Annotated in this window: 23 protein-coding genes, 4 tRNA genes and 1 pseudogene; 9 read left to right on the top strand and 19 right to left on the bottom strand. The window is 68.6% G+C overall.

What is annotated here, in order from left to right:
- Positions 1-186: 186 nt before the first annotated feature.
- On the bottom strand, positions 187-645 hold the full coding sequence (locus ACIA8G_RS31705) for a nitroreductase family deazaflavin-dependent oxidoreductase (protein WP_396422340.1): 459 nt from the start codon (positions 643-645) through the stop codon (positions 187-189).
- A 19-nt stretch (positions 646-664) separates the two neighbouring features.
- On the opposite strand from ACIA8G_RS31705, the gene ACIA8G_RS31700 reads away from it, so the two are divergent.
- From ACIA8G_RS31700 to ACIA8G_RS31680, 5 genes and pseudogenes are all read left to right on the top strand, one after another.
- On the top strand, positions 665-1,621 hold the full coding sequence (locus ACIA8G_RS31700; protein WP_396422339.1) for a lycopene cyclase family protein: 957 nt from the start codon (positions 665-667) through the stop codon (positions 1,619-1,621).
- Positions 1,622-1,663: 42 nt separating this feature from the next.
- Positions 1,664-2,277, top strand: a pseudogene (locus ACIA8G_RS31695) (EAL domain-containing protein); the annotation flags it as partial.
- 483 nt (positions 2,278-2,760) lie between these two features.
- Positions 2,761-3,339: a diguanylate cyclase domain-containing protein gene (locus ACIA8G_RS31690; RefSeq protein WP_396422370.1), complete on the top strand. Its 579-nt coding sequence runs from the start codon at positions 2,761-2,763 to the stop codon at positions 3,337-3,339.
- A 130-nt stretch (positions 3,340-3,469) separates the two neighbouring features.
- Positions 3,470-4,558 carry a glutamate--cysteine ligase gene (locus tag ACIA8G_RS31685; protein WP_396422338.1) on the top strand — a complete coding sequence of 363 codons (1,089 nt, stop codon included), beginning with the start codon at positions 3,470-3,472 and terminating at the stop codon, positions 4,556-4,558.
- A 78-nt stretch (positions 4,559-4,636) separates the two neighbouring features.
- Positions 4,637-5,428, top strand: coding sequence for an SAM-dependent methyltransferase (locus ACIA8G_RS31680; protein WP_396422337.1), 792 nt, complete (start codon positions 4,637-4,639; stop codon positions 5,426-5,428).
- Here the strand turns inward: ACIA8G_RS31680 and ACIA8G_RS31675 are convergent.
- Genes ACIA8G_RS31675 through ACIA8G_RS31665 form a run of 3 tightly spaced genes read right to left on the bottom strand, consistent with a single transcriptional unit; the run spans position 5,425 to position 8,641 of the window.
- The gene (locus ACIA8G_RS31675; RefSeq protein WP_396422336.1) at positions 5,425-6,261 is read right to left on the bottom strand and encodes a UbiA family prenyltransferase; all 837 of its coding nucleotides are present in this window, start codon (positions 6,259-6,261) and stop codon (positions 5,425-5,427) included. The two genes, ACIA8G_RS31680 and ACIA8G_RS31675, sit on opposite strands and share 4 nt — an antisense overlap.
- The gene (locus tag ACIA8G_RS31670) at positions 6,249-7,361 is read right to left on the bottom strand and encodes a cytochrome P450 (protein WP_396422335.1); all 1,113 of its coding nucleotides are present in this window, start codon (positions 7,359-7,361) and stop codon (positions 6,249-6,251) included. Before ACIA8G_RS31670 ends, ACIA8G_RS31675 begins: the two co-directional genes overlap by 13 nt.
- Entirely contained in the window at positions 7,358-8,641 is a 1,284-nt protein-coding gene (locus ACIA8G_RS31665; protein ID WP_396422334.1) for a prenyltransferase/squalene oxidase repeat-containing protein, read from the bottom strand. The genes ACIA8G_RS31670 and ACIA8G_RS31665 overlap by 4 nt, the downstream gene beginning before the upstream one ends.
- 157 nt (positions 8,642-8,798) lie before the next feature.
- On the opposite strand from ACIA8G_RS31665, the gene ACIA8G_RS31660 reads away from it, so the two are divergent.
- Positions 8,799-9,209, top strand: a complete 411-nt coding sequence (locus ACIA8G_RS31660) for a CBS domain-containing protein (RefSeq protein WP_396422333.1) — start codon at positions 8,799-8,801, stop codon at positions 9,207-9,209.
- On the opposite strand, the gene ACIA8G_RS31655 is transcribed toward ACIA8G_RS31660, so the two are convergent.
- The 13 genes from ACIA8G_RS31655 to ACIA8G_RS31595 all read right to left on the bottom strand — a co-directional run bounded on the left by ACIA8G_RS31655 (position 9,200) and on the right by ACIA8G_RS31595 (position 17,369).
- Positions 9,200-9,658 carry an NUDIX domain-containing protein gene (locus ACIA8G_RS31655; RefSeq protein ID WP_396422332.1) on the bottom strand — a complete coding sequence of 153 codons (459 nt, stop codon included), beginning with the start codon at positions 9,656-9,658 and terminating at the stop codon, positions 9,200-9,202. The genes ACIA8G_RS31660 and ACIA8G_RS31655 overlap by 10 nt on opposite strands.
- Positions 9,659-9,673: 15 nt before the next feature.
- Positions 9,674-9,748, bottom strand: a tRNA-Val gene (locus ACIA8G_RS31650).
- Between the two features lies 1 nt (position 9,749).
- Positions 9,750-9,827, bottom strand: a tRNA-Ile gene (locus tag ACIA8G_RS31645).
- A 96-nt stretch (positions 9,828-9,923) separates the two neighbouring features.
- Positions 9,924-9,996, bottom strand: a tRNA-Leu gene (locus tag ACIA8G_RS31640).
- 243 nt (positions 9,997-10,239) lie between these two features.
- A tRNA-Gly gene (locus tag ACIA8G_RS31635) sits at positions 10,240-10,312 on the bottom strand.
- Positions 10,313-10,797: 485 nt separating this feature from the next.
- Positions 10,798-11,139: a metal-sulfur cluster assembly factor gene (locus ACIA8G_RS31630; RefSeq protein WP_396422369.1), complete on the bottom strand. Its 342-nt coding sequence runs from the start codon at positions 11,137-11,139 to the stop codon at positions 10,798-10,800.
- Between the two features lie 35 nt (positions 11,140-11,174).
- A complete protein-coding gene (sufU, locus tag ACIA8G_RS31625; RefSeq protein WP_396422331.1) occupies positions 11,175-11,615 on the bottom strand; it encodes a Fe-S cluster assembly sulfur transfer protein SufU in 441 nt (146 codons plus the stop codon).
- Between the two features lie 2 nt (positions 11,616-11,617).
- Positions 11,618-12,895 (bottom strand): cysteine desulfurase, encoded by a 1,278-nt coding sequence (locus tag ACIA8G_RS31620; RefSeq protein WP_396422330.1) that lies wholly within the window; start codon positions 12,893-12,895, stop codon positions 11,618-11,620.
- A gap of 43 nt (positions 12,896-12,938) precedes the next feature.
- A complete protein-coding gene (gene sufC, locus ACIA8G_RS31615) occupies positions 12,939-13,712 on the bottom strand; it encodes a Fe-S cluster assembly ATPase SufC (protein WP_396422329.1) in 774 nt (257 codons plus the stop codon).
- A gap of 31 nt (positions 13,713-13,743) precedes the next feature.
- Positions 13,744-14,058, bottom strand: coding sequence for a non-heme iron oxygenase ferredoxin subunit (locus ACIA8G_RS31610; protein ID WP_396422328.1), 315 nt, complete (start codon positions 14,056-14,058; stop codon positions 13,744-13,746).
- On the bottom strand, positions 14,055-15,212 hold the full coding sequence (gene sufD / locus ACIA8G_RS31605; RefSeq protein WP_396422327.1) for a Fe-S cluster assembly protein SufD: 1,158 nt from the start codon (positions 15,210-15,212) through the stop codon (positions 14,055-14,057). Before sufD ends, ACIA8G_RS31610 begins: the two co-directional genes overlap by 4 nt.
- A 1-nt stretch (position 15,213) precedes the next feature.
- A complete protein-coding gene (sufB, locus tag ACIA8G_RS31600) occupies positions 15,214-16,668 on the bottom strand; it encodes a Fe-S cluster assembly protein SufB (RefSeq protein WP_396422326.1) in 1,455 nt (484 codons plus the stop codon).
- Entirely contained in the window at positions 16,665-17,369 is a 705-nt protein-coding gene (locus ACIA8G_RS31595; RefSeq protein WP_396422325.1) for a helix-turn-helix transcriptional regulator, read from the bottom strand. Before ACIA8G_RS31595 ends, sufB begins: the two co-directional genes overlap by 4 nt.
- 94 nt (positions 17,370-17,463) lie before the next feature.
- On the opposite strand from ACIA8G_RS31595, the gene mptB reads away from it, so the two are divergent.
- The 3 genes from mptB to ACIA8G_RS31580 all read left to right on the top strand — a co-directional run bounded on the left by mptB (position 17,464) and on the right by ACIA8G_RS31580 (position 23,568).
- Complete coding sequence (mptB, locus tag ACIA8G_RS31590) at positions 17,464-18,999, top strand: polyprenol phosphomannose-dependent alpha 1,6 mannosyltransferase MptB (protein ID WP_396422324.1); 1,536 nt, start codon at positions 17,464-17,466, stop codon at positions 18,997-18,999.
- Positions 18,996-19,844, top strand: a complete 849-nt coding sequence (locus tag ACIA8G_RS31585; protein ID WP_396422323.1) for a serine/threonine protein phosphatase — start codon at positions 18,996-18,998, stop codon at positions 19,842-19,844. The genes mptB and ACIA8G_RS31585 overlap by 4 nt, the downstream gene beginning before the upstream one ends.
- 64 nt (positions 19,845-19,908) lie before the next feature.
- Positions 19,909-23,568: a patatin-like protein gene (locus ACIA8G_RS31580; protein ID WP_396422322.1), complete on the top strand. Its 3,660-nt coding sequence runs from the start codon at positions 19,909-19,911 to the stop codon at positions 23,566-23,568.
- On the opposite strand, the gene ACIA8G_RS31575 is transcribed toward ACIA8G_RS31580, so the two are convergent.
- Together ACIA8G_RS31575 and ACIA8G_RS31570 are read right to left on the bottom strand one after the other, a co-directional pair.
- Positions 23,549-25,534 carry a glycosyltransferase gene (locus tag ACIA8G_RS31575; protein WP_396422321.1) on the bottom strand — a complete coding sequence of 662 codons (1,986 nt, stop codon included), beginning with the start codon at positions 25,532-25,534 and terminating at the stop codon, positions 23,549-23,551. The two genes, ACIA8G_RS31580 and ACIA8G_RS31575, sit on opposite strands and share 20 nt — an antisense overlap.
- A complete protein-coding gene (locus ACIA8G_RS31570; RefSeq protein WP_396422320.1) occupies positions 25,531-26,103 on the bottom strand; it encodes a DUF998 domain-containing protein in 573 nt (190 codons plus the stop codon). Before ACIA8G_RS31570 ends, ACIA8G_RS31575 begins: the two co-directional genes overlap by 4 nt.
- Positions 26,104-26,153 lie beyond the last annotated feature (50 nt).

Below are 26,153 nucleotides of genomic sequence, written 5' to 3'. Positions count from 1 at the left end.
GGCTGTGTTATCGGCACGCTGTTGAGTTCTCAAAGAACACGCGCACACCGCAGTCACATCAGCTTTTCGCTGACTTACTTCCGGGGCTTGTGTTGCCAGGCTCGTTCCGACTTGTTTCCGGCCCGTGTCGCTCTGACTTGGAGAACATTACACGGGGGTGTTTTGATCTCCAAATCGGGGGGTCACCTAAGCGTCAGAACCGCCGTTGACCTGCGCGTTCGACACCTGGAAGACCGGATGCCGGTCAGCCTCGGCTTCGAACGCCGAGACCGGGTCACCGACGCGTGCGTCGAAGAAAGGCCTAGTCACCGGCTCCTTCTGCACGTAAGCGGCCAGCACCGGCGCCGCAACGGCCGCGGAAACCTCCGTCAAACGAACCTGACGTGACCTGCGTCCCCTTCGCACGACCACCTCGCCGGCCGCCCGTGCGTTGTGCACCCAGTCGCGGATGCCGTACGGCGACACGAGCCACTCCTGCCCGTCGTGCTGCATGAGCCGGATGGGAATCGTCCGCTCCAGCCCACTGCGCCGGCCGCGGGTCGACAGCAGCACGTAGTGGGAGGGCGCGACACCGAGCTTCACGGCGCCGGTGATGACGACGTTGCCGATGCGACGGACGAGGTGCGAACGGTAGGTCTTGGCCACACCGTCAATCATGGACCCCGTGCTCGACGTACTGGTGATCGGAGGCGGCCCGGCCGGCCGCGCCCTGGCCCGTGCCTGCGCGCAGGAGGGCCTCGACACGGCGCTCGTCGACCGTCACCCCCACCGCGTGTGGACCGCGACCTACGGCGCGTGGGCCGACGAGCTCCCGCCGGGCACCCCCACCAAGGCCGTCAGCACGACTGTTCGCGCGTACGCGCGCGAGGAGCACCTGATTCCACGCACCTACGTCGTGCTGGACAACGCACGCCTCCACGAACTGCCCAGCGAGGTGACGGTCCTCCACGAGCCAGCACCCGCGCGCTACACGTTCAACGCCACCGGCGCGCGCAAAGGTCGTGCGGAGCAAACGGCCGTGGGAGTCGTCATCGAGTCGGACAGCACCGAGACCACGTTGATGGACTGGCGCGGCGGCGACACGTTCCTCTACACGGTCCCGCTCGGCGGCGGCGCCGTGCTGGTCGAGGAGACCTGTCTGGCCGCCCGCCCCGGCATGCCGCTGAGCGAACTCCGGCACAGACTCCACGCCCGGTTGGCGCCCGGCGCACAAGAGGAACGCGTCCGCTTCCCCCTCGACGCACCGCGAGCCGAGGGCCTCGCGTTCGGGGCGGCGGCCGGCTTCATCCACCCCGCCACCGGCTACAGCGTCGCCACCTCTCTCGCGCTCGCCCCGAAGGTCGCTCAAGCCGTCAGGGCCGGCGAGCACCCGAAGCACGTCATCTGGTCCCGCAAGGCCCTGATCGTGCACGCCCTGAGGAGGTTGGGCCTGGAGGCGTTGCTCCGCATGGACGCCGACGAGACCAGGGACTTCTTCGAGCTGTTCTTCCGGCTTCCCGCCGAGTTGCAGCGCGCCTACCTGTCCGGCCGGGAGGACGTACGCGGTACGTCGGAAGCGATGACGAAACTGTTCCGCGCGGCACCGTGGCGCCTTCGCGCCAAGATGATGAACACCTGGTGAACCCACTTGGAGCTGGTCGTTCGCGCCTGCACGATCTGAGACGTGCCCGCCTTACTGGATGACGTCCGGTTCGCCTTCCAGCCGCTGTTCAACCTGAACACCGGGGGCGTCGTCGCGGTGGAGGCTCTGGCCCGGCCGCACGACGGCAGCGTGCAGGATCTGCTCCAGGCCGCCTTCCGCGCCGGCCTGCTGGCGAACGCCGACATCGGACTCGCCTGCCGCGCCGTCCGCGCCGCGGCCGACTTCGACCTGATACTGCCGTTGCACGTCAACCTTCTCGCGATCACGGTCGCGGACAAGCCCGAGGTCATGAGCCCGCTGTACGGCGCGCTCAGGGACGCGGGCCGTTCCCCGGACAGCGTCGTCATCGAGGTCGGCGAGCCGTACTCGCGGGCCAACCGCGGCCGGCTGGCGCGCGCGGTATGCAGACGTTGCGGAACAACGGTTTCCGCATCGCGCTCGACTGCGTGGGCGAAGGGGACGTGCCGCTCGGGCTGCTGACCAGCGCGGCTCCGGACTTCATCAAGCTCGACCGCGAGATCGTGAGCACGCTGCCCGACGACCCCGCGCGGTGTGCGCTGGTGCGGTCGTTGGTGCATCTCGGTGAGTACACGGGTGGTCAGGTCGTTGCGGAGGGCGTGGAGACCGAGGCGCACCTGACCGTTCTGCGGAAGATCGGAGTGGGGCACGCGCAGGGGAACCTGCTCGCGCCTCCGCAGCGAAGGCCGGCGGTGAACGCTCGCATCACGCCGGAAGCCGTCACGCAGACCGGGGAGATCCGCCGGAGCAGCGGCCCGCGCGTCACGGACTTCCTGCACCCCGCGACGACGTTGGCGGAGCACGCCACCAGCGAAGAGGTGCGTGAGGTGCTGGCGTCGCAGCCGACGGTCACCGGTGTGGTGCTCGTCGACGACGAGGGCAGGCCGAAGTGGTCGGTCGACCGCAACCGGTTCCTGCTGGCGGTGACCGGGCCGTACGGGCACGCGTTGCACGCCAAGCGCGAGGCGGCGCGGCTCGCGGACAAGCCGCACATCATCGGCACCGAATCGTCGGCGCTCGAACTGCTCGACGTGGTGGCACACGCGAACCGTGAGCGCACCAACGACGACCTCATCGTCGTCGACCACAACGAGCGGTGCATGGGTGTTGTGCGCGTTGCGGATGTCGTGCGTGGTGTGGCCGAGCTGAAGGTGGAGCAGGCGGCCGCGCTCTCCCCGCTCACGCGGCTGCCGGGCAGTGACGCCCTGTCCAGGGAGGTCGACCGGCGGATCGGCGTCGGCGAGATCTTCGCGGTGTCGTGGCTGGACGTCGACAGCTTCAAGCAGGTCAACGACACCGTGGGGTTCGCGGCGGGCGACGATCTGATCCGCGAGATCGGGCACGACCTGGCGGATCTCGCGAACGCGTTCCCCGGCGTGCAGGTCGGGCACGTCGGCGGTGACGACTTCCTGATCCTGGCGGGGCTCGACGAGACGGTGCCGTTGTCCGCCCGTTTGCTCGACAAGCCGTACACGGCGGAGGGACGACACATCACCCTCTCTCTTGCGACCCTTATCTGTGCCGCGGGGTCAGTGGGGTCGTATCGCGAGGTGTCGCGGTTGCTGGCACCAGTGAAGGAACACGCGAAGTCGCTTGCCGGGTCGAGCTGGGTCATGGGACGTCCGGGCAGCGAACGACGCGATGTGCTGCGTGGTGCCGAGCAACGCGCGGTGAGTTAACAAGTACAACCGAACGCCTCCTGTGCGACGAGCTGATCACTCATAGCATCGATCGCGCTACTCAGCGCACAGGAGGTTCGGCGTGCAGGTCGGCAGCAGAACTCAATCGGTACCCGCGCAACGCACGAGCATGGACGGCCTCCTCACCGTTGGGGTGGAAGAAGAATTCGTTCTCGTGGAAGCATCGACGGGGCATTTGGCCAATCGTGCCAACGAGGTGCTCGCCGGCGCCGACCGCTACCAGGTCGACCTGCAGCAGGAAATCGCGCAGTACCAGGTGGAATCGGCCAGTGGCATCTGCACCGACATGAGCGAGTTGCGCGACGAGCTCGCCGTGGCGCGCCGGGCGTTGATCGAGCGGGCGGCGCGGCACGACGCCCGGCTGGTCGCGACCGGAACACCCTTGCTGGGCCTCACGATGCCGACGCCGTTGACGAACTCCCCGCGCTACCACCGGATGGCGCAGGAGATGGGCGCGCTGACCAACGACCTGGCGATCTGCGGTTGTCACGTGCACATCGGGTTGCCCGACGACGAGTCGAAGATCTTCGTGAGCAACCACCTGCGGCCGTGGTTGCCGACGTTGCTGGCACTGGGCGCGAACTCGCCGTACTGGCTCGACGGTGACACGGGCTACGCGAGTTGGCGCTACGTCGTCTGGAATCGTTGGCCCACTTCGGGTGCGCCGCCGCATTTCGACTCCGCGGCGGAGTACTACGAGGCACGGGAGGAGATCGTCGCGAGCGGCGCGGCGATGGATGCCGGGATGCTCTACTGGGACATCCGGTTGTCCGCCCACCACCCGACGCTCGAACTGCGGGTTTCGGACGTCGCGCCGACGGTCGAGGAAGCGGTCCTGATGGCCGCTCTGGTGCGCGCGATCGCCGCCACCGCACTGAGTTCCGGTGCGACACCGGTGAACGTCCCACCGCACCTGCTGAAGGTCGCGATGTGGCGTGCCGCGCGGGACGGCCTGGAGGGTTTCGGGATCGACCCGGTGACCGGCTCGCCGACCCCCGCCTCGTCGATCGCGGCGTCGTTGCTGCGGTGGGTGCGGCCCGCGCTGGAACTGGCCGGTGACCACGAGATGGTCCGGGACGGCGTCGACCGGTTGCTGCTCGACGGCACGGGTGCGGCGAGGCAGCGCAGGGCGTTCGCGCGCCGCGGGAGGCTGGACGACGTCGTGGGGTTCCTGGTGGCCCAGACTTCTCCGGTCTGATAGATGATCTTCACTCGATCGGGTACTTCTCGGGCCGGCTTGGTGTGCCTCCAAGCCTGAATCCGGTAGTTAGTCTCCGTGGCCACCCCCATCTGGGCACCGGGAGTGAACGGTCCGGACCAACCCAACACCGCCCGAGTCAGGGACTACTGGCTCGGTGGCACCCACAACACAGAGGCCGACCAGCAGCAGGCCGCACATTTCGTCTCCGCTTCACCTCACCTGCCTTACCTGGTGCGCACCCACCGGGCGTTCTTGCGACGGATGGTCCGCAAGCTCGCCCATCTCGGCGTGCACCAGTTCCTGGATCTGGGCTCGGGTCTGCCCACCGCGGGCAACGTGCACCTGGCCGCGCCCGACGCCGAGGTGGTCTACACCGACATCGACTCGTCGGTCGCGGCGATGAGCCGGGACATCATCGCCGGCGTCGACGGGGTCGCCTACCTGTGCGCTGACTTCTGCGAGCCCGCGAAGGTGCTGGAGTCGGCCGAAGTGCGCGAGACTCTGGACCTCACGCTGCCGGTCGCCGTGCTGGTCGTGGACGTGCTGCACTTCGTGTCCGACGAGAAGGAACCGCACAAGGTTCTGCGCACCTACATGGACGCGCTGGCGCCGGGCAGCTACCTCGGGCTGTCGCACACGTTCCGTGACCCGTTGCAGTCCGCAGTGGGACTCTTCAGCTCCATGTACACGGATCCGGTGCCACAGTTCGCCTACCGCGACCGGGACCAGATCGTGTCGTTCTTCGACGGCCTGGAGGTTCTGGGTTCCGGCGTCGTGCCACTGCCTCTGTGGGAGCTCGGCGAGGACGAGCAGGACCTCAACCCCGAGCACTTCCCGGGCCTGGGCGGGCTGGGAAGGAAGCGTTAGCGCTGGGCCAGCAACGGGATGGCGGCGAGTACCACGGTGCCGCCCACCGCGATCGGAAAGCCGTAGCGCAACATCTGCCGGGTGGTGGGCAGTCGGCGGACAAGCAGGAATGCCCCGATCGCCGTGACCCCGACGATCGCCCAGTCCAGGCCGAATCGCAGCCACAGCCCACCGCCGACCAGTAGCAGACCGGCAACCGTGAACTGGGTGGCCGCGTCGACCGCGTGCCGGACGCCGTCGCGGACGGTCGGTGTGATCGAGCCGGCTGCGGCATCCCCCTCCCGGTCGGGCACAGCCCACCACAGCCCGCGGCCGACAGCGAGCGCGGTGACACCGGTGAACACGAGCCAGACGGCCGGGTTGGCACGCCCCCCGGCCGCCGCGTAGGCGGTCACGCTCGGCAGCAGCCACGCGGCGACACCCATGACCACCGGGCCCGCATACCCGCGACGCTTGAGCCGCACCGGTTCGAGGTTGTACGCCAGGTACAGCAGGATCATCAGCCCGATGCCCGCCACCGCACGCCAGGAGACCGCGGCGGCCAGCGCCAGTGCGACGATCATCTCGATGATCGCGAGTTGCAGTACCCGATGGTCGCCGACCTCCAGTACCGCGGTGGCGACGCGCCGTTTCCCCGCGGTGGCGAGATCGTTGCGGACATCGGCGTACGCGTTGAGCACGTTGGCTGCGACGATCATCACGAAGTTCGCGAGCACGACGAGTACCACGGCGAGGTCGAACTTCGTTCCGTAGGAGGCACCCCACGCCGCGCAGCACGCGTAGTGCATGCCCAGCGGATGCTCCAGCCGGTGGATGGAGATCAACGGCGACACGTGGCCACCATCGCGAGGCTCGGCGGCGGCGCCATCGCGGCACCGCGCAACTGGGGTGTGCAGGACCTGGGTGCGTTCAGCATGATGCGCCGGTGCCGCAGCAGGGCGGTGACGATCATCCGGATCTCCAGGAGCGCGAGGTCCTTGCCGGGGCAGTGCCGCACTCCCCCGCCGAACGGGAAGAAGCCGCCCGGTTGTGGTGGCGCACCGAGGAACCTCTCCGGGTCGAACGAGTGCGGATTCTCGTAGGTCGCGGCACGGCGGTGCGCGAGGTAGATGCTCGGGGTGATCACCATGCCGTCATCGCTCATCCGGTTGCCGGCGAGCGTCGCGGGCGGGCACAGCCGCAGCGACTCCCAGATCGTGGCGTCGAGCAGGGCTTCGTCGGTGAGGATCCGTTCGGCCAGGCCAGGGGTCTGGTCGATCCAGTACACCGTCCAGGCCGTGGCGGAGGCGGTCGTCTCGTGGCCCGCGAACAGCAGCGACACCACCTGGTCGCGCAGGTCCTCCGGCGGCAGGAAGGCGGCGAGCGCGGGTGGTTCGGCGGTTTCGGCGCGGTGCAACAACAATCGGTCGAGGTGCGGGTCGAACCGGGTGGTGCCGTGCGCGAGGTAGCGGTGCGCGAGGGTGCGGACGCGGCTGCCCAGGCGCCGGTCCAACCAGCGGGTGAACGCGGTCAGCAACTCGTCGTCGTCCACCCCGAACACGATGCGGCCGATGATGCGCAGCGTCAGCTTCCTGGTCCACGCGGCGAGTCCGACCGCGTCACCGGTGGGCAGCTCGGCGAGCGAACGCTCGACCATCTCGTCGATCAGCGCCTGATATCTGGTGCCGCGCAACAAAGGTGCGAGCGTGCGGCGGTACGCGGTGTGCTCGGCGCCGTCGAGCCACAGCACGGAACGGTTGCCCAGCAACGGGCTCAGCGTCCGGCTCGGTGGATGCCGCAGCTCGCGGTCGTGGCGGAACAGCGCGGCCATCACGTCCGGGTGCCAGACGAGCCAGCGCTTGTCCCTGAGCTTGACCAGGCCGTCCTCGAAGCCCTCGACCGAGTCCAGGAACGGGATCAGCCGCAGCGCGAACCTCAGCTCGGTGCGGTTCATCGGCTCACCACGCAGGCCAGGTGCAGTGCCGCCACGCCTTCCGCCTGCACGATTCTCGTTGGGGTGTAAAGGTCTTTGTCGTGCCACAGCGGCGGGTGCGGGCGTTCTCCCCAGGCGTGCATGAACTTCGCGCCGCGGACCATGGCCGCGCTGACGTCCTGACTCGAGTGCGAGAGGATGCGGAGGGCGTAGGCGGTTTCCTCGTAGGTGCCGTCCCATCTGCCCCACGAGCCGTCGTCACGTTGCGTCCGCAGCACCCAGTCGGCGGCCTTTTCGTTGCCGCGCAAGGCGTTCGTCACGCACGCGGTGGCGTAGTAGGGCGAGGCGTGCCACTTGTCGATCCAGCAGCCCTCCGGTTCCTGCATGTCGCGCAGCCACTCCTCGAGTGGCCGGTCGTGGCCGAGCGCCTGCAGCGCATGGGCGTTCGTGCTGGTCGACGGCGTGCGCTCGGCCGGGAAGCAGGCGAAGTGGCGTGCCTCCCGGTAGCGGTCGAGCAGGTGCGTCGCGCCGGGGCTGTCGCACAACGCGAGCGCGTGCAGGGCGGTGGCGGTGTCGTCCGCGTCGGCGGGAAGACCTGGCCCGCCGGCCGCGCCGTCCCTGGTGAACGCGGCGCGCATGTGGTCGATCATGGCGTCCGGCACGTGCGGGTCGAGGCCGGCGGACTTCAGGGCGACGATGATCCAGGAGCGTTCGAACAGCGGCACCGGAACCCCGGCCGGAACGGGACCACCGTGGCGTTGCTGGACTTTCTGGAGGTAGTCGAGGCTCTGCCCCGGTCTGGGGCCGCCGAGCTGGACCGCGGTCGCGGCGGGACTGGCGGCGACGATGCCGTCGGTCGTGACCACCTCGGGACGGGGACCGAAGATCTCCAGGGTGTGCCAGAGCTTCTCCGGCAGCGGTTGTCGCCGCAGCGCATGCAGCGGCCGGGGATCGATTGGCGCGCGCAGCCCGAGTCGTTCGGCCAGCGCGGGCACGATGAGCTCGACGGCGACCGTGTCCGGCAGCTTCGGCGCCCGGCTGAGCAACTTGCGCAGCGCTTCGAGACCTCTGCGGGCAGCAGGGTGCCCGCCCAATGCGTCGACCGCACTCAGCGTCGGGACCAGCGCGTATTCGCCGGGACCACCCCACGTTCCGTCCGGGTGCTGGGCGTCGAGGAGGTACCGGATCCGGGCATCGTGCCCGGTGAGCCACGGGGCGAGTGCGACGAGTCGGCCGGTCTCGTACACAGACGGTGTAACGCCGCTCCACGGATCGTCGGTCAGTTGCGCTAACAGCCTCATAGCGGCCCCCGGAGATAGCAACTGCGTAACCGTAGGACCACTGAGAGTAGCACTTTGGACTGTTGAGCCCGCAAGGGTTTAGGCCGTTCAGCGGACCACCCTGCAGAGTGGTTTAAGCGGGCGGATGCTTCCAGTACAGGCGGGAAAGGAGGAGGTAGTGACCACAGCGCGCGAGATCATGCACCCCGGAGTGCGGTGCGTGGACGAGGACGCGAGCCTCGTCGAGGCCGCCCGCATGATGCGGGACCTGGACGTCGGTTCCCTGCCGATCTGCGGCAGGGACGACCGGCTGCGCGGGATCATCACCGACCGCGACATCGTGATCAGGGCCGTTGCCGAGGGGTTGGATCTTGCGACCACCCGCGCCGGCGAGTTCGGCTGCCACGTTCACTGGGTCGACGCGGAGGACCCGGTGGAGCACGTGCTGGAGACCATGGGAGAGCACCAGATCCGGCGGCTGCCGGTGATCGAGAACCACCGGCTGGTGGGGATGGTGTCGGAGGCGGACCTCGCGCGGCACCTGCCCGAGGACAAGCTGGCCGCGTTCGTCGAACGCGTCTATGCCTGAGGTGTTCCGGGTCGGCTGACTCCGTGTTCCAGGTAGAGGGTTTGGCCTGACTCCTGGGCTTGCAGTGCCGCGGTGACGCGGCGGGCGAGTCTGGGGATCAGGCGTTCCTCTACCTGTTGCGGGGTGACGAACTCGTATGACCGAAGTTCCTCCGCCTGGAGCCGGATCTGATCTCCAGTGATCAGACCTCCTTCGAACACGAACAGGATCCGGTCTTCGTCGTCCCGCGGTGCCCAGTCGACGACGAGCAGGCGGCCGGGTTCCCTGATCAGGCCGAGTTCTTCCTCGACCTCACGGCGGCAGGCCTCGCTCGGAGTCTCCCCGCGCTCGATAACGCCGCCCGGGATCTCCCAGTGCGGCTTGTACGTGGGCTCGACGAGCAGGACGCGACCCGCCTCGTCGAAGAACAACGCGCCGGCACCGGAGAGCGCTCTGCTGCTGTGATCCACGGTTCCTTTGTACGTTGGTCGTCCGGCCAGGGTTCGAACCTGGGACCCTCTGCTTGTAAGGCAGATGCTCTCCCACTGAGCTAACGGACGTTGGTCGTCCCGCCAGGATTTGAACCTGGGACCTACCGCGTATCAGACGGACGCTCTCACCGGACTGAGCTACGGGACGGGTGGAAGACGAGGGTGTCGAACCCTCCACGGCGATCTTGCAAGGATCGTCTGCGCACCGGCGCGTCCCCCGATGTAGTTGTGGTTGTTGTTGCCGTACCCCCACCAGGATTCGAACCTGGACTGGACGCGTTCTGAGCGCGTTGCCTCTCCCGTTGGGCTACAGGGGTTTGGTGCGGATCCAGGGAGTCGAACCCTGACTGTCATGGCCCTCGACCATGTGCCTCTGCCAGTTGGGCTAGTGGTGTGGCTCAGAAGGTTGCCGGGGAATTCGCGGTCAGACGGGTGCATCGTGGTGCCGCCCCCACGTCCTCATACTGGATGTATGTGGGCGTGGGGGCGGTGCCGCGATGCACCCTGCTGAGCGTGAATTACCCGCCCACCTTCTGAGTCACGCCACTGGATCCACACAGAGCGACCGGAGGGCATCGAACCCTCTGCTTCGGTTTGGAAGACCGACGTGTCCGCCGAGTTCACCACGATCGCATGCGTGTATTCAGTTGTGCAGCACCGACGGAAGGAGTCGAACCCTCGGGAAACGGGTTTGGAATCCGTTCCGCTTCCAAAGCTCGTCGGCATGTGGGCACAGCAATCAACTGCGCACAAAAGAAAACCGCCCAGGTTTCCCGTGGGCGGCTCCGAGGTCATGACCTGGGGATCAGGTCATGGCGTGGAGCCCCACGCCAGCACCAGCAGACCGCCGGCGACGAGGGCGAGAATTCGCCATCCCGCAAGCTCCACCTTGGCAAGCATGTCTTCCTCCGGTTGATCTCTGTCTGTCGTGTTGGGATCAAGCTATGCGACGGTCGCGGGACCGTGCAACGCATTTATTGAACCAAAGAAATCGGCGCGGTCCCAGGCGGATGCGCGCCGTTCCAATAGCTGAGAACGCCAGAGCACGCACGGTCTATCCCCGGACAAGCAGAAACGGCGCGCACCCCGAGGGATGCGCGCCGTCCGGCAAGCATGGATCAGACGGTGAAGCCGAGCGCCCGCAACTGGTCGCGGCCGTCGTCGGTGATCTTCTCCGGGCCCCACGGCGGCATCCACACCCAGTTGATGCGGAAGTCCGCGACCAGGCCGCCGCCCGTCAGGGCCGCGCGGGTCTGGTCCTCGATGACGTCGGTCAGCGGGCAGGCCGCCGACGTCAGCGTCATGTCGATCGTGGCGATGTTCTCCTCGTCGACGCGGATGTCGTAGACGAGACCCAGGTCGACCACGTTGATGCCGAGCTCCGGGTCCACCACGTCGCGCATCGCTTCTTCGACGTCGTCCAGAGCGGCCACGTCAGCACGCGGCTCGAAGACCGGCATGCCCTCGGCTCCGCGGACGACCTGCTCTTCCGTGCTCATGCTGCTCCCTGGCTTCGTGCGACTGCGTCCTTGAACGCCATCCAGCCCAGCAGCGCGCACTTCACGCGTGCCGGGTACTTCGCGACACCGGCGAACGCGATGCCGTCTTCGAGGACGTCCTCGTCGGGCTCGATCTTGCCGCGGCCCTGCATCAGCTCGACGAACGCGTCCAGCTTCTTGAACGCCTCGCCCACGGGCTTACCCACGACGAGGTCGGTCAACACCGAGGTGGACGCCTGGCTGATCGAGCAGCCCTGGCCGTCGTACGAGACGTCCTGCACGACGTCGTCGCGCAGCAGGACCCGCAGCGTGACCTCGTCGCCGCAGGTCGGGTTGACCTGGAACGACTCGGCGTCGAACGGGTCGCGCAGGCCTCGGCCGTGCGGGTTCTTGTAGTGGTCCAGGATGATCTCCTGGTACATCTGCTGGAGCTGCATGCTCAGGCCACCCCGAAGAACTTCTGCGCCTCGCGGACGCCGTCGACCAACTGGTCGACCTCGTCCAGCGTGTTGTACAGGTAGAACGACGCGCGCACCGAGGCCTGGGCGTTCAGGCAGCGGTGCAGCGGCCACGCGCAGTGGTGGCCGACGCGGACCGCGATGCCCAGGCTGTCGAGGACCTGGCCGGCGTCGTGCGGGTGGATGCCCTCGATCTCGAACGGCACGGCGCCGCCACGATCGACCGCGTCCTGAGGCCCGAGCAGCCGGACGCCGCGCACCGAGGACAAACCTTCAAGCGCGGCAACGGTCAGCGCGTGCTCGTGCGCGTGGATCCGTTCCATGCCGACAACCGAGAGGTACTCGACAGCGGCACCCAGGCCGACGGCCTGGGACGTCATCGGCGAACCGGCCTCGAAGCGCTGCGGCGGCGGTGCGAACGTCGAGCCCTCCATCTTCACCAGCTCGATCATCGAGCCGCCGGTGATGAAGGGGGGCAACGCCTCCAGCAGCTCGCGGCGTCCGTAGAGGACACCGATGCCGGACGGGCCGAGCATCTTGTGGCCGGAGAACGACGCGAAGTCGACGCCCAGCGCGTGGAAGTCGACCGGGCTGTGCGGAACCGACTGGCACGCGTCCAGCACGGTCAAGGCACCAACGCGTTGGGCTGCCGCGACCAGCACGTGCACCGGGTTGATCGTGCCGAGCACGTTCGACTGGTGCGTGAAGGCGACCACGCGGGTGCGCGGGGTGATCACGCTGTCCACATCGGACAGGTCGAGACGACCGTCCTGCGTGACCTTGAACCACTTCAGCGTCGCGCCGGTGCGCAGCGCGAGCTGCTGCCACGGCACGAGGTTCGCGTGGTGCTCCATCTCGGTCACGACGATCTCGTCGCCGGGACCCAGGACGAAGCGCGCGGCCTCGGGACCCGAGGTGGCGGCGTTGCCCATCGCGTACGCCACCAGGTTGAAGCCCTCGGTGGCGTTCTTGGTGAACACCAGCTCGTCGAACGAGGCACCGACGAAGTCCGCGATGCGCTGGCGCGCACCCTCGTAGGCGTCGGTTGCTTCCTCGGCGAGCTGGTGGGCGCCCCGGTGGACAGCAGCGTTGTGCTGTTCCAGGAACGCCTTCTCAGCGTCCAGAACCTGCGTCGGGCGTTGCGAGGTGGCGCCGGAGTCCAGGTAGACCAGGCGCTTCCCGTCACGAACGGTGCGAGACAGGATCGGGAAGTCCGCCCGGAGGGCGGCTACGTCCAGCGGGGCTGCGGTGGTGGTCACAGCGCCTCCTCTCAACGACCCAAAAGATCCAACACCGTCAACGTCAGGAAAGGGCTGCGGCTTCCTTGGAACCGGTGTACTTCACGTAACCCTCGGCCTCGAGCTGGTCGGCCAGCTCACGGCCACCGGACTCGACGATGCGGCCGCCCGCGAAGACGTGCACGAAGTCCGGCTCGATGTACTTGAGGATCCGGGTGTAGTGCGTGATCAGCATGACGCCGACCTCACCGGAGGCCTTGTAGCGGTTGACGCCCTCGGACACGACGCGCAGCGCGTCGACGTCCAGACCGGAGTCGGTCTCGTCGAGGATCGCGATCTTCGGCTGGAGCAGGCCCAGCTGCAGGATCTCGTGGCGCTTCTTCTCACCACCGGAGAAGCCCTCGTTCACCGAACGCTCGGCGAACGCCGGGTCGATGTCGAGGTCGGCCATCGCACCCTTGACCTCCTTGACCCAGTGCCGCAGGGCAGGGGCCTCGCCGCGGACGGCGGTGGCGGCGGTGCGCAGGAAGTTCGACATCGAGACGCCGGGCACCTCGACCGGGTACTGCATCGCGAGGAAGAGGCCGGCGCGGGCGCGCTCGTCGACGGACATCTCGAGGACGTCCTCGCCGTCGAGGGTCACGGTGCCCGAGGTGATCGTGTACTTCGGGTGACCGGCGATGGCGTAGGACAGCGTGGACTTGCCGGAGCCGTTGGGGCCCATGATGGCGTGGGTCTCGCCGGCCTTGATCGTCAGGTCGACGCCCTTGAGGATCTCCTTGGGAGCGTCCTCGCTGACGACCGAGACGTGCAGGTCCTTGATCTCAAGGGTGGCCATGACTAGCTGTTCTCCTGGTGGTAGAGCAAAGTCAGTTCGTGGTGACGGTGACGTCGACGAACACGTCGCCGTCACGGATGTCGACGGCGTAGACGTCGACGGGCTCGGTGGCGGGCGGCGAGGAGGGCTTGCCGGTCTCCAGGTCGAAGCACGACCCGTGCAACCAGCATTCGATCCCCTTGCGGGAGATCTCGCCCTCGCTCAACGACACCGCGGCGTGCGAGCAAAGATCGGCCAGTGCGTGCACCCGCTCACCGTCGCGGACCAGCACTACGTCGACGTCGTCGACATTGGCCGGGAACGGCTTGCGGTCGTCCAATTCGGACAGTGCACACACCTTGATCACGTGCCGACCGCCTCGAGCTCTGCCTCGATGGCGGCCTCGAGGCGCTCGCGCACCTCGGGGACGGCGATCTTCGCGATCAGTTCCTGGAAGAAGCCGCGCACGACGAGACGTCGTGCCTGCTCTTCCGGGATACCGCGCGCCTGCAGGTAGAAGAGCTGCTCGTCGTCGAACCGGCCGGTGGCGCTGGCGTGGCCCGCACCCTCGATCTCGCCCGTCTCGATCTCCAGGTTCGGCACCGAGTCGGCACGCGCACCATCGGTCAGGATCAGGTTCCGGTTCAGCTCGAACGTCTCGGTGCCCTCGGCCGCCTTGCGGATCAGCACGTCGCCGATCCACACGGTGTGCGCGCCCTCGCCCTGCAACGCGCCCTTGTAGACGACGTTGCTGCGGCAGTTCGCCTGCGCGTGGTCGATGAACGGCCGGTGCTCCTGGTGCTGCCCGGCGTCCGCGAAGTACAGACCGAACAGCTCCGCGTCGCCGCCGCGGCCCGCGTACTGCACGACCGGGGTGACCCGGACGACGTCGCCGCCCAGAGTCACGACCGTGTGCCGCAGGGTCGCGTCACGACCGAGCTTCGCGTGGTGCTGCGAGACGTGCACGGCGTCGTCGGCCCAGTCGAAGATGGCGATCACCGTGAGGTGCGCGCCGTCCGCGACGAGGATCTCGACGTTCTCCGCGTACGCGCCGGAGCCGCGGTAGTCCAGGATCACGGTGCCCTCGGCGAACTGCGAGGCCTTGACCTGGAGGTGGCCGTAGGCAACGGAACCGACGCCCGCGCCCGTGACGGTCACCGTCGTGGGCTCGGACTTCGCGTCACCGGGCAGCGTCACGACGGTCGCGTCCACGAAGGACGAGTACGCCTGCGCCGCGATGCGGTCACCGGGAACGCCGGCGGTGCCGAGCCGCGAGTCGTCACGACCCACGGTCTCGACGGTGACACCTTCAGCTGCGTTCACCTCGACGGCAGCGGAACCCGTTGCCGCAGCGCCGGAGTGCAGACCGGCAAGACGCTTGAGAGGCGTGAAGCGCCAGATCTCCTCACGGCCGCCCGGCACCTCGAACGCGTTCACGTCGTAGGACGTGAAGTGCTCCGCGCGCGAGGAGACGGGAACGACAGCTCCGTGGGAGTGAGGTTGAGTCGACAGGGCGGCCATGTCAGCCGACGGCCCCTTCCATCTGCAGTTCGATCAGGCGGTTGAGTTCGAGGGCGTACTCCATGGGGAGCTCGCGCGCGATGGGCTCGACGAACCCGCGCACGATCATCGCCATGGCCTCGTCCTCGTTCAGGCCGCGCGACATCAGGTAGAACAGCTGGTCCTCGGAGACCTTCGAGACCGTGGCCTCGTGACCCATCTGCACGTCGTCCTCGCGGACGTCGACGTACGGGTAGGTGTCCGAGCGGCTGATCGTGTCGACCAGCAGCGCGTCGCACTTCACCGTGGACTTCGAGTGGTGCGCCCGCTTGTTGACCTGGACCAGGCCGCGGTACGACGTGCGGCCACCGCCACGCGCCACCGACTTCGAGATGATCGTCGAAGAGGTGTGCGGTGCGAGGTGGACCATCTTCGCGCCGGCGTCCTGGTGCTGGCCCTCGCCCGCGAACGCGATCGAGAGGACCTCGCCCTTGGCGTGCTCGCCCATCAGGAAGACGGCCGGGTACTTCATGGTCACCTTGGAGCCGATGTTGCCGTCGACCCACTCCATCGTCGCGCCTTCTTCGGCCTTGGCGCGCTTGGTGACCAGGTTGTAGACGTTGTTCGACCAGTTCTGGATCGTCGTGTAGCGGCAGCGGCCGCCCTTCTTCACGATGATCTCGACGACGGCCGAGTGCAGCGAGTCGGAAGAGTAGATCGGCGCGGTGCAGCCCTCGACGTAGTGCACGTAGGCACCCTCGTCGACGATGATCAGCGTGCGCTCGAACTGGCCCATGTTCTCGGTGTTGATCCGGAAGTAGGCCTGCAGCGGGATGTCGACGTGGACACCCTTCGGCACGTAGATGAACGAGCCACCGGACCAGGTCGCCGAGTTCAGCGCGGAGAACTTGTTGTCACCGGCGGGGATGACGGAGCCGAAGTACTCCTTGAAGAGCTCCGGGTACTCCTTCAGGCCCGAGTCGGTGTCGACGAAGATGACACCCTGCTGCTCGAGGTCCTCGCGGATCTGGTGGTAGACCACCTCGGACTCGTACTGAGCCGCGACACCGGCGACGAGGCGCTGCTTCTCCGCCTCCGGGATGCCCAGCCGGTCGTAGGTGTTCTTGATGTCCTCGGGCAGGTCCTCCCAGCTGGTGGCCTGCTTCTCGGTGGACCGCACGAAGTACTTGATCGAGTCGAAGTCGATCCCGGAGAGGTCAGCGCCCCAGGTCGGCATCGGCTTGAGGTCGAAGAGCCGCAGCGCCTTCAACCGGTACTCGAGCATCCACTCGGGCTCGTCCTTCTTCGCCGAGATGTCGCGGACGACGTCCTCGTTGATTCCTCGGCGGGCGCTCGCGCCGGCGACGTCCGAGTCGGCCCAGCCGAACTCGTAATTGCCAAGAGTGGCAATCGTCTCTTCCTGCGTGAGCGGAGACTGCACCGTGGTGGGCGTGCGCTGCTCGGCAGCGGCAGTCATGCGGGCTCCCCTCCATCATTAGGGATGCTTTTTACGGTGTTCGGGATATGCGTCGTGCACACGGCATGGCCGCTGGCGATCGTCGCGAGACGCTGCACGTGAGTACCCAGAAGATCCGCGAAGGTCTCTGTCTCGGTCTCACACAGCTGGGGGAACTCAGCTGCCACGTGGGCTACCGGGCAGTGGTGCTGGCACAACTGCTCGCCCACCCCTACGTGACGTGCCGACGCAGCGTAGCCCTCCCTGGTCAACGCGGTCGCAAGGGCCTTGGCCCGTTCGGCGGGTGTGGCCTGGGCCACGATCGCCGTGCGGTGCCGGTCCACGAGCGCGTCGACACGACTCTGCGCGAACGCGCGCACAGCCTCTTCGCCACCTGTCTGGGCGAGGAACCTGAGCGCGGCGACCGCGAGGTCGTCGTACGCGTGGCCGAACCGGGCACGCCCGGTGTCGGTCAGCAGGAAGAGCTTGGCCGGGCGGCCACGACCCCGTTGGGTCTGGCGAGGAGCTTCCCTCGTCGTCGCTTCGCCGTCCGCGAGCAGTGCGTCGATGTGACGGCGCACGGCCGTGGGGCTGATGCCCAGCTCCTCGGCGATACCCGCCGCGGTGACCGGGCCCTGCTCCAGAAGGAGCCTGGCGACAGCACGCCGAGTCCGGCCGTCGTGCTGATGCACGGCGTCCAGATGGCTCTCGGCGTTTTTCACAACACCAGTGTTGCGTATTTAGCCTGAGGTCGCAAAGATCGCGGTCACAGGGTGACCTGACTCACGGCTGAGTCGGGCTAGATACTCTCCTGACATGCCCACCAACGGCGGAGTACCGACTCCGGAGAGCGACCTCTTGAACGGTCGAGAGCGTCGCCAGCTGGACATCGTCCGCCGCTGGGGCACGATCGGCGCGCTGCTCCTCACCGTCGGGTCCCTCGGTGGCGGTGCCGCCCCGATCTACTCGCCGCTCTACGGCGTGCCTGTTCTGGGGCTTTTCTCGAGGATGCCCAGTGTCGCGATGGGGGTCGTCTGGACCGGCATCTTCATGATCGTCTCAGCCTGGCTCGCGCTGGGCCGGTTCGTGCGGCCGGGACGCGCCCGCCTGGTCTCGCGCAGCCAGATGGACCGCACGCTGCTGATGTGGACCGTGCCGCTGGTCTTCTGCGTGCCGATGTTCAGCCGCGACGTCTACTCCTACCTCGCGCAGAGCGAGATCGCGGCCCGCGGGCTCGACCCGTACGAGCTGGGCCCGGCGAACGCGCTGGGCGTCGACCACGTGCTGACCAAGGGTGTGCCGAACATCTGGCGCGAGACACCGGCGCCGTACGGGCCGCTGTTCCTCGCGTTCGGCCGGATCACCTCGATGATCACCGGCGACCACGTGGTGACCGGTGTGTTCGTGCACCGGCTGCTGGTGCTGGTCGGCCTGGCGATGATCGTGTGGGCGCTGCCGCGGCTGGCCGCCCGGTTCGGCGTGCCGCCGGTCGGCGCGCTGTGGCTGGGCGCGCTGAACCCGCTGGTGCTCTTCCACATCGTCATCGGCGTGCACAACGACGGCCTCGCGCTCGGCCTGATGCTGGTCGGCCTGGAGCTCGCGATGCGCGGGCTGGAACCGTTGAAGTGGTCGTGGATCACGCTGGGCGCCGGGGTCATCGTGTGCGGTGCGATGGTGAAGATCCCCGCGATGGCCGCGCTCGGGTTCCTCGGCGTGATGGTGGCGCGCAAGATGGGCGGGCAGCTCAAACACCTGGCGGCGGTCGCCGGGATCATGGCCGCGATAGCCGGGGTCGGCGTGGTGACGATCTGCCTCGCCACCGGCTTCGGTTTCGGCTGGGTCGAGACGCTGAACGTCGCCTCGACGGTGAAGTCCTGGATGTCGCCGCCGACAGCGCTCGGGTTCCTCGGCGCCGGCACCGGCATCCTGCTCGGCCTCGGCAACCACACCGAGGCGATGATCTCGCTGACCCGCCTGCTCGGGCAGGGCGTGTCGATCGTGATCACCGTGGTCCTGCTGTGGCGCAGCTTCAAGGGCCGGATCAAGGCGATGAACGGCCTCGGCGCCGCGCTGGGCGCGATCCTGGTGCTCGGGCCGGTGCTGCAGCCCTGGTACGTGCTGTGGGCGGCGATCCCGCTGGCCACCGCCGTCGTCGGCCCCAAGTTCCGCACGTTCGCCATGGTCGCCTCGGCGATCATCGCGATCATCCTGCCGCCGACCGGGTCGGCCTTCGACGGCCGTGCCTACACGGTGCCGCAGGCGGTCGCGGGTGCGGTGATCACGTTCGCGGTCTGCGTGCTGCTCGCGCGCAAGCGGGTGGGCCCGTTCCTCAAGTCCGACCCGGCCGCGTGATCGCTTCCTGGCTCGCGGCACAGTCCGACCAGGAGCTGGCCGCGTGGCTGGCACAGGGACGCGCGCTCGGTTCCGGGGCCGGTGGCGGACCGGTGCTGCTCGACGTGCGGGGCGTGCCGGTGTTCGCCAAACGCGTGCCGCTGACCGATCGCGAGCTGGCTGCGCCGTTCTCGACCGCGAACCTGTTCGATCTGCCGGTGGTGTGCCAGTACGGCATCGGTTCGCCCGGCTTCTCCGCGTGGCGTGAGCTGGCGGCGAACCAGCTGGTCGGCGACAGCGCGGGATTCCCGCGGCTGCACCACTTCCGGGTGCTGCCGGGGCGTCCCCCGACCGCCCCCGAGTTCGCCGACCTCGACGCCGCCTCCGCCAGGCTGGGCGGATCGCCGCAGATCCGGGCCCGGTTCACCGAGCTGGCCGCCGCGTCGCACAGCCTGGTGCTGTTCTTCGAGCACATCCCGTTCGCGTTGCGCGAGTGGCTCACCCCGGAACTGCTGCCCGAGGTCGAACGGCAGCTCGGGGAGATCGTGGCGGCACTGCGGTCGCACGACCTGCTGCACCTGGACGTCCACTTCGGCAACATCCGGTCGGACGGCTCGCGGGTCTACCTGGTCGATTTCGGTCTCGCGACGTCGCCGAAGTTCGCATTGGACGCCGAGGAACGGGAGTTCGCCCGGCAGCACGAGGGGCACGACGCCGAGCTGGTCGCGTTGCACCTGGTCAACTACATCGAGAAGTCGGTCAGCGAGCCCTCGCCGGCCGTCGCCGAGATGCGCGAACGGCTGGGGCCCACCGCGGCGACGTGGAACGACTTCTACCGGCGGCTGATGACGCAATCGGTCCAGTAACCACATCCCTTCGGCGGACGACTACCTGGCAGAGGAAGATCGACGCCGGAGGGGGTGATGCGGCATGTCCGAGCAACCCATGTCGCGGGAAGAGGTCCGGTTCGCCGTCGTGCTCAACGGGGGCGTCAGCCTCGCCGTGTGGATGGGCGGCGTGGTGCTGGAACTCGACCGGCTGACCAGGCCGGGAACCACGTACCAGGCACTGCTGGACCTGGTGGGCTGCACCGCGAGAGCGGACGTCATCGCGGGCACGTCGGCGGGCGGCATCAACGGTGCCGCGCTGGCGTTGTCGCAGGTCAACAAGCAGGCCGACCTGAGCAGGCTGCGGGACCTGTGGGCCGAGCAGGGCAGGATGGAACAGCTGCTCAGGACCCCGTTCCGGGGCGAGCCGGCGTCGCTGCTCAAGGGCGACGAGTTCTTCCTGCCCCGGCTGCAGGAGGCGCTGGCCAGGCTCACGAGCGACTTCGAGCCCACCGAGGCCTACGAGCGGCCGATCGACCTGCGGATCACGACCACACTCCTCGGCGGCGTCCCGAACGTCACCTACGACGACCTGGGCCAGCCGCTGACGCAGTCGGTGCACCAGGGGTCCTTCTCGTTCCGGCGCGACCCGTACACCTGGGTGTCCGAGGAGACCAGGGACGACTTCAAGCCCGACACGCTGACGGACCGCGTGCAGCAACTCGCCCTCGCCGCCCGCAGCAGCGCGAGCTTCCCGTTCGCGTTCGAGCCGAGCTTCATCCCGGTCGGCGGCCAGGCGTCGCCGGACCGCCCGGACATGGCGGACGTCGCGAGCTGGGCCAACGGCGGCGACCGCAGCAGGTTCGCGGTCGACGGCGGCGTCCTGGTCAACACCCCGACGCGGGAAGCACTCGAGGCCATCGACCGGATGCCGGCGGACGGGCCGGTGCGCCGGGTCATGCTGCTGGTCTTCCCGCACGCCGAACCGCAGGGGTCGGAACCGATCGCGGACAGCTTCGGCAAGGGCCCGACGACGGTCGGCTCCGGCGCCAAGCTGCTCAGCGCCATGTCCAGCCAGGCGAACCGCACGTACGTCGAGAAGATCGAGGAGCACAACCGGCGTGCCGCGAGCTCGCGGGGCGGCCGGATGGCGTTGCTGGAACGGTTGCACGCCAACGACGAGAACGTCGTCGACGAGGTGTACTCGTTGGCGGACAAGCTCTTCGGCCACTACGAGGACGTCGAGATCCGGCTGGCGGCACGGCAGGTCACCGCGCAGCAGTTCGCGCTGCCCAAGGGGAACCCGGCCAACTGGTCGTTCGAACGCGCCCGGCGCGCGGCGGAGACCGCGCAGCGCAAGTGGAAGAAGACGCTCGGCGTGCTGCCGTACGTGCCGGGCGTGAAGCTGCCCAGCACCGTGTGCCGCGAGGACACGGGCTGGGAGTGGGGCATCACGATGGCCGAACGCCTTGGCGCGTCGGCACTCGACCTGCTCAAGCGGCTCGTGTGGGTGGTGCCCGAGGAGGAGGCCGACCAGATCGCCGCGGCCCGCCGCGAGCTGCACCAGGTCCGCGCCGAACTGCGCAGGCTCCGCACCGAGCTGTTCGCCTGGAAGCCGTCCGACTCGCTCGGCGAGGAGTACTGGACCGGCCGGCTGGCGAGCTACCACGAGCACATGATCGACGGGCACCTCGGGCTGGAGGTCAAGGCGCAGGTCGCCGAGGTCGGCCGGATCGTCGGTGAGGCCAAGAAGGTCATCAGCGACCTCGACGAGCACCGGCTCAAGCTCGGCGGGCTGGTGGCGTGGAAGGCGTTGCTCGCCCCCGCGGCCACCGCGAAAGAGGCCGGGCTGAGCGACGGCGAGCGGTGGCTGTCGCGGCTGCTGGCCCTCGAGGTCGCCGGCACGTGCCTGTCCGACGACGCGTCGAGCGGCATGGACACGCCGGTCGAGCTGGTGCAGGTGTCGCTGCAGACGCGCAACGCGTTCGCGAAGCAGTCGATCACCGCCGACGACAAGGCCGGTGGGGCGTCGCTGTCGCGGTTCTCCGGGTTCCTCAAGCGGTCGTGGCGGGTCAACGACTGGATCTGGGGCAGGCTCGACGGCGCCACGATGCTGTGCCGGGTGCTGTTCGACCCGCGCCGGCTGCGGCGGATGGACCTGCTCGGCCGGCCGGAAGGCGACCAGCGCACGCCGGAACAACGCGCGGCAGCGGTCGTGGACAAGGTCATCGAGGAGATGTTCGGGCCGGAGCTGCCCGTGCAGGTCGCGGTCTGCGCCGAGGAGGCCAAGAAGGAGCTCGCGGGCATCTACGAGACCCCGAACGAGCTGTCGCCGTCGTCGATGAAGCTCGCCGAGTTGGCAGCGTGGGGCCTGCACTGGCGCATCATCTGCGAGGAGCTCCCCCGGTTGCGCGCGGCGATCATCGCCGACCGCGGCGACGGGGCGGACGGGCGTTCGCGCGGTGAGCTGTTCCTGGAGGAACACGCGGACCTGTTGCGGCGCCTGGAGTTTCCGCAGGATCACACGGTCACGCTCGGCATGACCGCGCTCGCCGCGTTCGACCGCGCGGGCATCGGCCGTGAGCCCCTCACCCAGGAGGCGGCGTCGGACCAGATGATCCGCACCGCCGCGACCGCCGCCGCGGTGGCCGTGACGGTCGCCGACTCCGAACGGTCCGGGCTCGCCGCGGTCCGCCCGGTCACCCGCGTCGCCCGCGGTGCGGCGCTGCTGCCCTACTGGACCATCACCGGCCTGACCAGAGGCGGGCAACTCGCCCAGTTCCTGGGGCTGCTCGGCCTCGCGGTCGGCGGCGCCCTGGTCGTCATGGCGTTGTTCGGGTTGCTGCCGACCTGGGCCGCGGGTCCCGGCGCGGCCGTCGGAGCGGCGGCACTGCTCGCCGCTTTCGGTTACGCCGCACTGCGTTCCGGCACACTCCTGCACGGTCTGGTGCTGTTGTCACCCGTGCTGCCGCTGGCCGCCATCGCGGTCGACCGGCTACCGGACGACCGCTCGCAGATCACCACCGGCACGGTCACCGTCGCGGGAGTCGCGCTGGTGGTCACGGCACTGCTCGTGCTCGGTTCCCTGCCCGCGCCGATCCGCACCCCGCTGGCCGTGCTGGCCGACTTCAAGCCGTTGCAGATCATCAAGCGCCGCTGGAAGCAGGCGGCCGTGGCCGTGGCCGCCGCGGGCCTGGTCTGGGCGGTGTGGGAGTTCGAGCTGCACACCAGGCCGTGGGTGGTGATCCCCACGTCGGTTCTCTGCGGCGCGTTCGGGATCTGGATGGCGCTGAGCGGCGGCAAGTCGTTGCAGCGCTGGCGCCGGGTCGAGGGTGTCTGGGGCACGGAGCGGGCCGAGCCGCCCGCCGCCGCGACCGCCGGTTGGGCCGTGGTCTACGGCCTCGGCTACCTCGCGCTCGCGGACGTGCTGCTGATCATCCGGCCGGCCGGGTGGGGCTGGCAGGCGGTGATCGGCACGGCGCTGGCGTTCGGCCTGACGCTGCTGCTGATCACGTCCTGGTACGTGCCCCGCGTGGAACGCCGCCGCATCCGCACCCAGCTGGTGACCGAGGCGATCCCGGCGATCTACCCGGACGGCTCCGACATCGCGCAGACGTTGCACGAACGGCTGGAGGGCCACGCCTCGCTCTACCGGTTCCTGGTGAAGGGAGAAGGCGAGCACCCCTCGAAGCTCACCCTCTCCCACACCGGACTGGTTGTCGCGCAACGGATCGAGGCAAAGCTCAGGCAGCAAGCGCGATGATCGGGACCGTGCGGCCCATCGCCCGTGCGTAGAGGGCCTCGAAGCGCTCCAGGGTCACGCCCAGCGCGTGGTGCGAGATGATCTCGCTGCTGGCGGCGCCCATCCTGGCGCGCATCGGGGCGTCGTGGACCAGCGTGTGCAGGCGCTGCGCGAGCTGGTTCACGTCACCGGGCTCGAACAGCCAGCCGTTGCGGCCGTTGTGCACGAGGTGCGGCAGCGCCATGGCGTTGGCGGCGATCACCGGCTTGCCCGCGGCCATCGCCTCCATCGTGGCGAGGCTCTGCAGCTCGGCGACACCGGGCATCACGAAGAGGTCCGCCCTGGCGTAGGCGTCGAGCAGGTCGTCCTCGGACACGAAGCCGTGGAACTTCACGCGGTCGGTGACGCCGAGGTCGCGGGCCAGCAGCTCCCACTCGGACCGGCAGGTGCCGTCGCCGACGATCTCACCGAACGCGCCGGGCACGCGGGCCAGGGCGCGCAGGAACTCGTCGACGCGCTTCTCCTCGTCCAGCCGCCCGACGAACAACGCGGTCGGCCGGTCGTTGTGCGTCACCTCGCGCTGGTAGCGGGCGATGTCGATGCCGCACGACACCGGCACGGCGCGTTCGGGGAAACCGCTGTCGTGCAACAGCTGCACGGCGCGCGGGGTCGGCGCGGTGACGACGTCCGCGCGGCCGAACACGCGGGCGAGGTCGCGGTAGGCGAACCTGCGGGACATGCCCTGCAGGAACGACGGCACGTGCGCGTGGCTGAACAGGTTCTCCGGCATGAAGTGGTTCGTGGCGAGCGTCGGGATGCCCAGGGCGACTGCGGAGTTCAGGACGAACCGGCCCACCACGAAGTGCGCCTGGACGTGCACGACGTCCGGGTTGAGCGACTTGACCAGCTCGTCGGCCTCCTTCTTCGCCTGCCACGGCAGGCAGAACCGGAAGTCGGGGTAGAACGGCAGCCGGTGCGAGCGCAGCCGGTGGACCGTGACGCCGGGGATCTCGGTGGCCCTCGGCGAGTCCGGTGCGATCACGTGGACGTCGTGGCCCTTGTCGGCCAGGCCCATCGCCAGCCGCTGCGCGAAACGCGCGGCACCGTTGACGTCCGGCGGGAACGTGTCGGCGGCGATGACGATGCGCAACGTGCTGGAGGTGTTCACGGGAAGCTCCGTTCGGATGGTTTCACGAGGTTGACGAGCAAGTGCGAACACGCCGCAAACGGCGGCGAGAGCGCAGGCGAACAGCACGACACCGGTCAAAACCGACAAATGCGCTGCCTCGCCCAGCAGGAAGGCGCCGATGCCGACCGCGACCAGCGGATCCACCACGGTCAGGCAGGCGACGGTGAGATGAGGGGGTCCGCCCGCGTAGGCGTGCTGGATGAGCCAGCCGCCGACCGCGAGCGAGAGGGCGATGCCGAGGACGGACGCGAGGTGCGAGAGTCCGAATCCGCCCTGCTGCACCGACTGCGAGACGGCGCGCATGAGCACGGACACGTAGCCGTACGCGATACCACCGGCTGAGGCGAACGCCACGGCGCGAATGCGCGCGTTCGACGTGAGAGCCGCCACGACACCGGGCACGGCGATCAGCCCGAGGACCACCAGGCCGGACGTGAGTTCGGCATCCGGCACGACCTTGGTCGCGGTGGCGCTGCCCGACGCGAAGTAGACGAACGCGCCGACGCCCACGGTGGTGAGCAGGATCGCCGGCAGTTCGCGGAACCGCCGGTCCAGCAACGCGGTCAGGCCGATCGCGAGCACCCCGATCGGCTGCACGACGGTGAGCGGCGCCATGCCGAGCGCGGCCGCGTGCACCCCGGCACCGGCGATCAACAGCGCGAGTCCGCCGAGCCAGCGCGGCTGGCGCAGGACACCGACCTTGGCGCCGCTCGCGGCGACCGCGTCGTGCTGCAGGCGTGCCGCGAACGCGAAGCACACGGCGCCGAGCACGGCGAGCGTGATGGCTGGCACGGTCATGTCTTGCGCCTCACTTGGGATGCGATGGCGAACAGGAGTCCGTACAGCGATACGAACAAAACTCGTTCCGTAAGTCCGCGAGCTGAAAATTCGCCGAACGACACGTGACTAACAAGAAAAGCCGCACTGGACACGCTCGCCGTTATTGCGATACCGAGGAGCGCAGGAAATCTTCGCGCGATGAGCAGCCCGGCGGCGGGCAGCGCCATGAACATCACCGCGCCCGCGTACCGGTGGATGTAGCCCGACATCGAGGTCGGGTCACCTGTCGGGTCGGTGGGGAAGATCGTCGCGACGGTCAGCCCGGCCGCCCACGTCCCCATCAGCCACTTCGCTGACCTGCCCACACCTCGCAGGCTGGCCGCGAGCACGGCCGACACGGCGGCCAGCGTCAGCGAGGTGGCGGCGAGCCACCCGGTGCCGCCCTGGACGAACACGTAGTCGCTGATCACGTCGGTGATCGGATTCAGCTGTCCAGCCGACACCACATGAAGGTAGAAAACCGGAACCAGTGAAAACACCAGTCCCCCGACAACCAAACCCCGCCCGTTCACCCCCGACTCGATCACGCCAAAAGTCTCTTGCATTTCAGTTGATCGACCAAGGGGGAACTCCCCCG

It is taken from the genome of Lentzea sp. NPDC051213, from assembly GCF_044455585.1.
In the GTDB taxonomy this organism is placed as follows: domain Bacteria; phylum Actinomycetota; class Actinomycetes; order Mycobacteriales; family Pseudonocardiaceae; genus Lentzea.
The sequence above is the reverse complement of the archived record's forward strand: the minus strand, read 5'-3'. Positions and strand labels throughout refer to the sequence as shown.

Excerpts from the sequence above, each read along its gene's own strand:
- sufD (WP_396422327.1), bottom strand. The coding sequence starts at position 15,212 with ATGGCCGCCCTGTCGACTCAACCTCACTCCCACGGAGCTGTCGTTCCC.
- ACIA8G_RS31685 (WP_396422338.1), top strand. The coding sequence starts at position 3,470 with ATGGACGGCCTCCTCACCGTTGGGGTGGAAGAAGAATTCGTTCTCGTG.
- sufB (WP_396422326.1), bottom strand. The coding sequence starts at position 16,668 with ATGACTGCCGCTGCCGAGCAGCGCACGCCCACCACGGTGCAGTCTCCG.
- ACIA8G_RS31575 (WP_396422321.1), bottom strand. The coding sequence starts at position 25,534 with ATGACCGTGCCAGCCATCACGCTCGCCGTGCTCGGCGCCGTGTGCTTC.
- ACIA8G_RS31690 (WP_396422370.1), top strand. The coding sequence starts at position 2,761 with ATGGGTGTTGTGCGCGTTGCGGATGTCGTGCGTGGTGTGGCCGAGCTG.
- ACIA8G_RS31665 (WP_396422334.1), bottom strand. The coding sequence starts at position 8,641 with ATGAGGCTGTTAGCGCAACTGACCGACGATCCGTGGAGCGGCGTTACA.
- ACIA8G_RS31670 (WP_396422335.1), bottom strand. The coding sequence starts at position 7,361 with ATGAACCGCACCGAGCTGAGGTTCGCGCTGCGGCTGATCCCGTTCCTG.
- ACIA8G_RS31580 (WP_396422322.1), top strand. The coding sequence starts at position 19,909 with ATGTCCGAGCAACCCATGTCGCGGGAAGAGGTCCGGTTCGCCGTCGTG.
- sufC (WP_396422329.1), bottom strand. The coding sequence starts at position 13,712 with ATGGCCACCCTTGAGATCAAGGACCTGCACGTCTCGGTCGTCAGCGAG.
- ACIA8G_RS31630 (WP_396422369.1), bottom strand. The coding sequence starts at position 11,139 with ATGCCGGTCTTCGAGCCGCGTGCTGACGTGGCCGCTCTGGACGACGTC.
- sufU (WP_396422331.1), bottom strand. The coding sequence starts at position 11,615 with ATGCAGCTCCAGCAGATGTACCAGGAGATCATCCTGGACCACTACAAG.
- mptB (WP_396422324.1), top strand. The coding sequence starts at position 17,464 with ATGCCCACCAACGGCGGAGTACCGACTCCGGAGAGCGACCTCTTGAAC.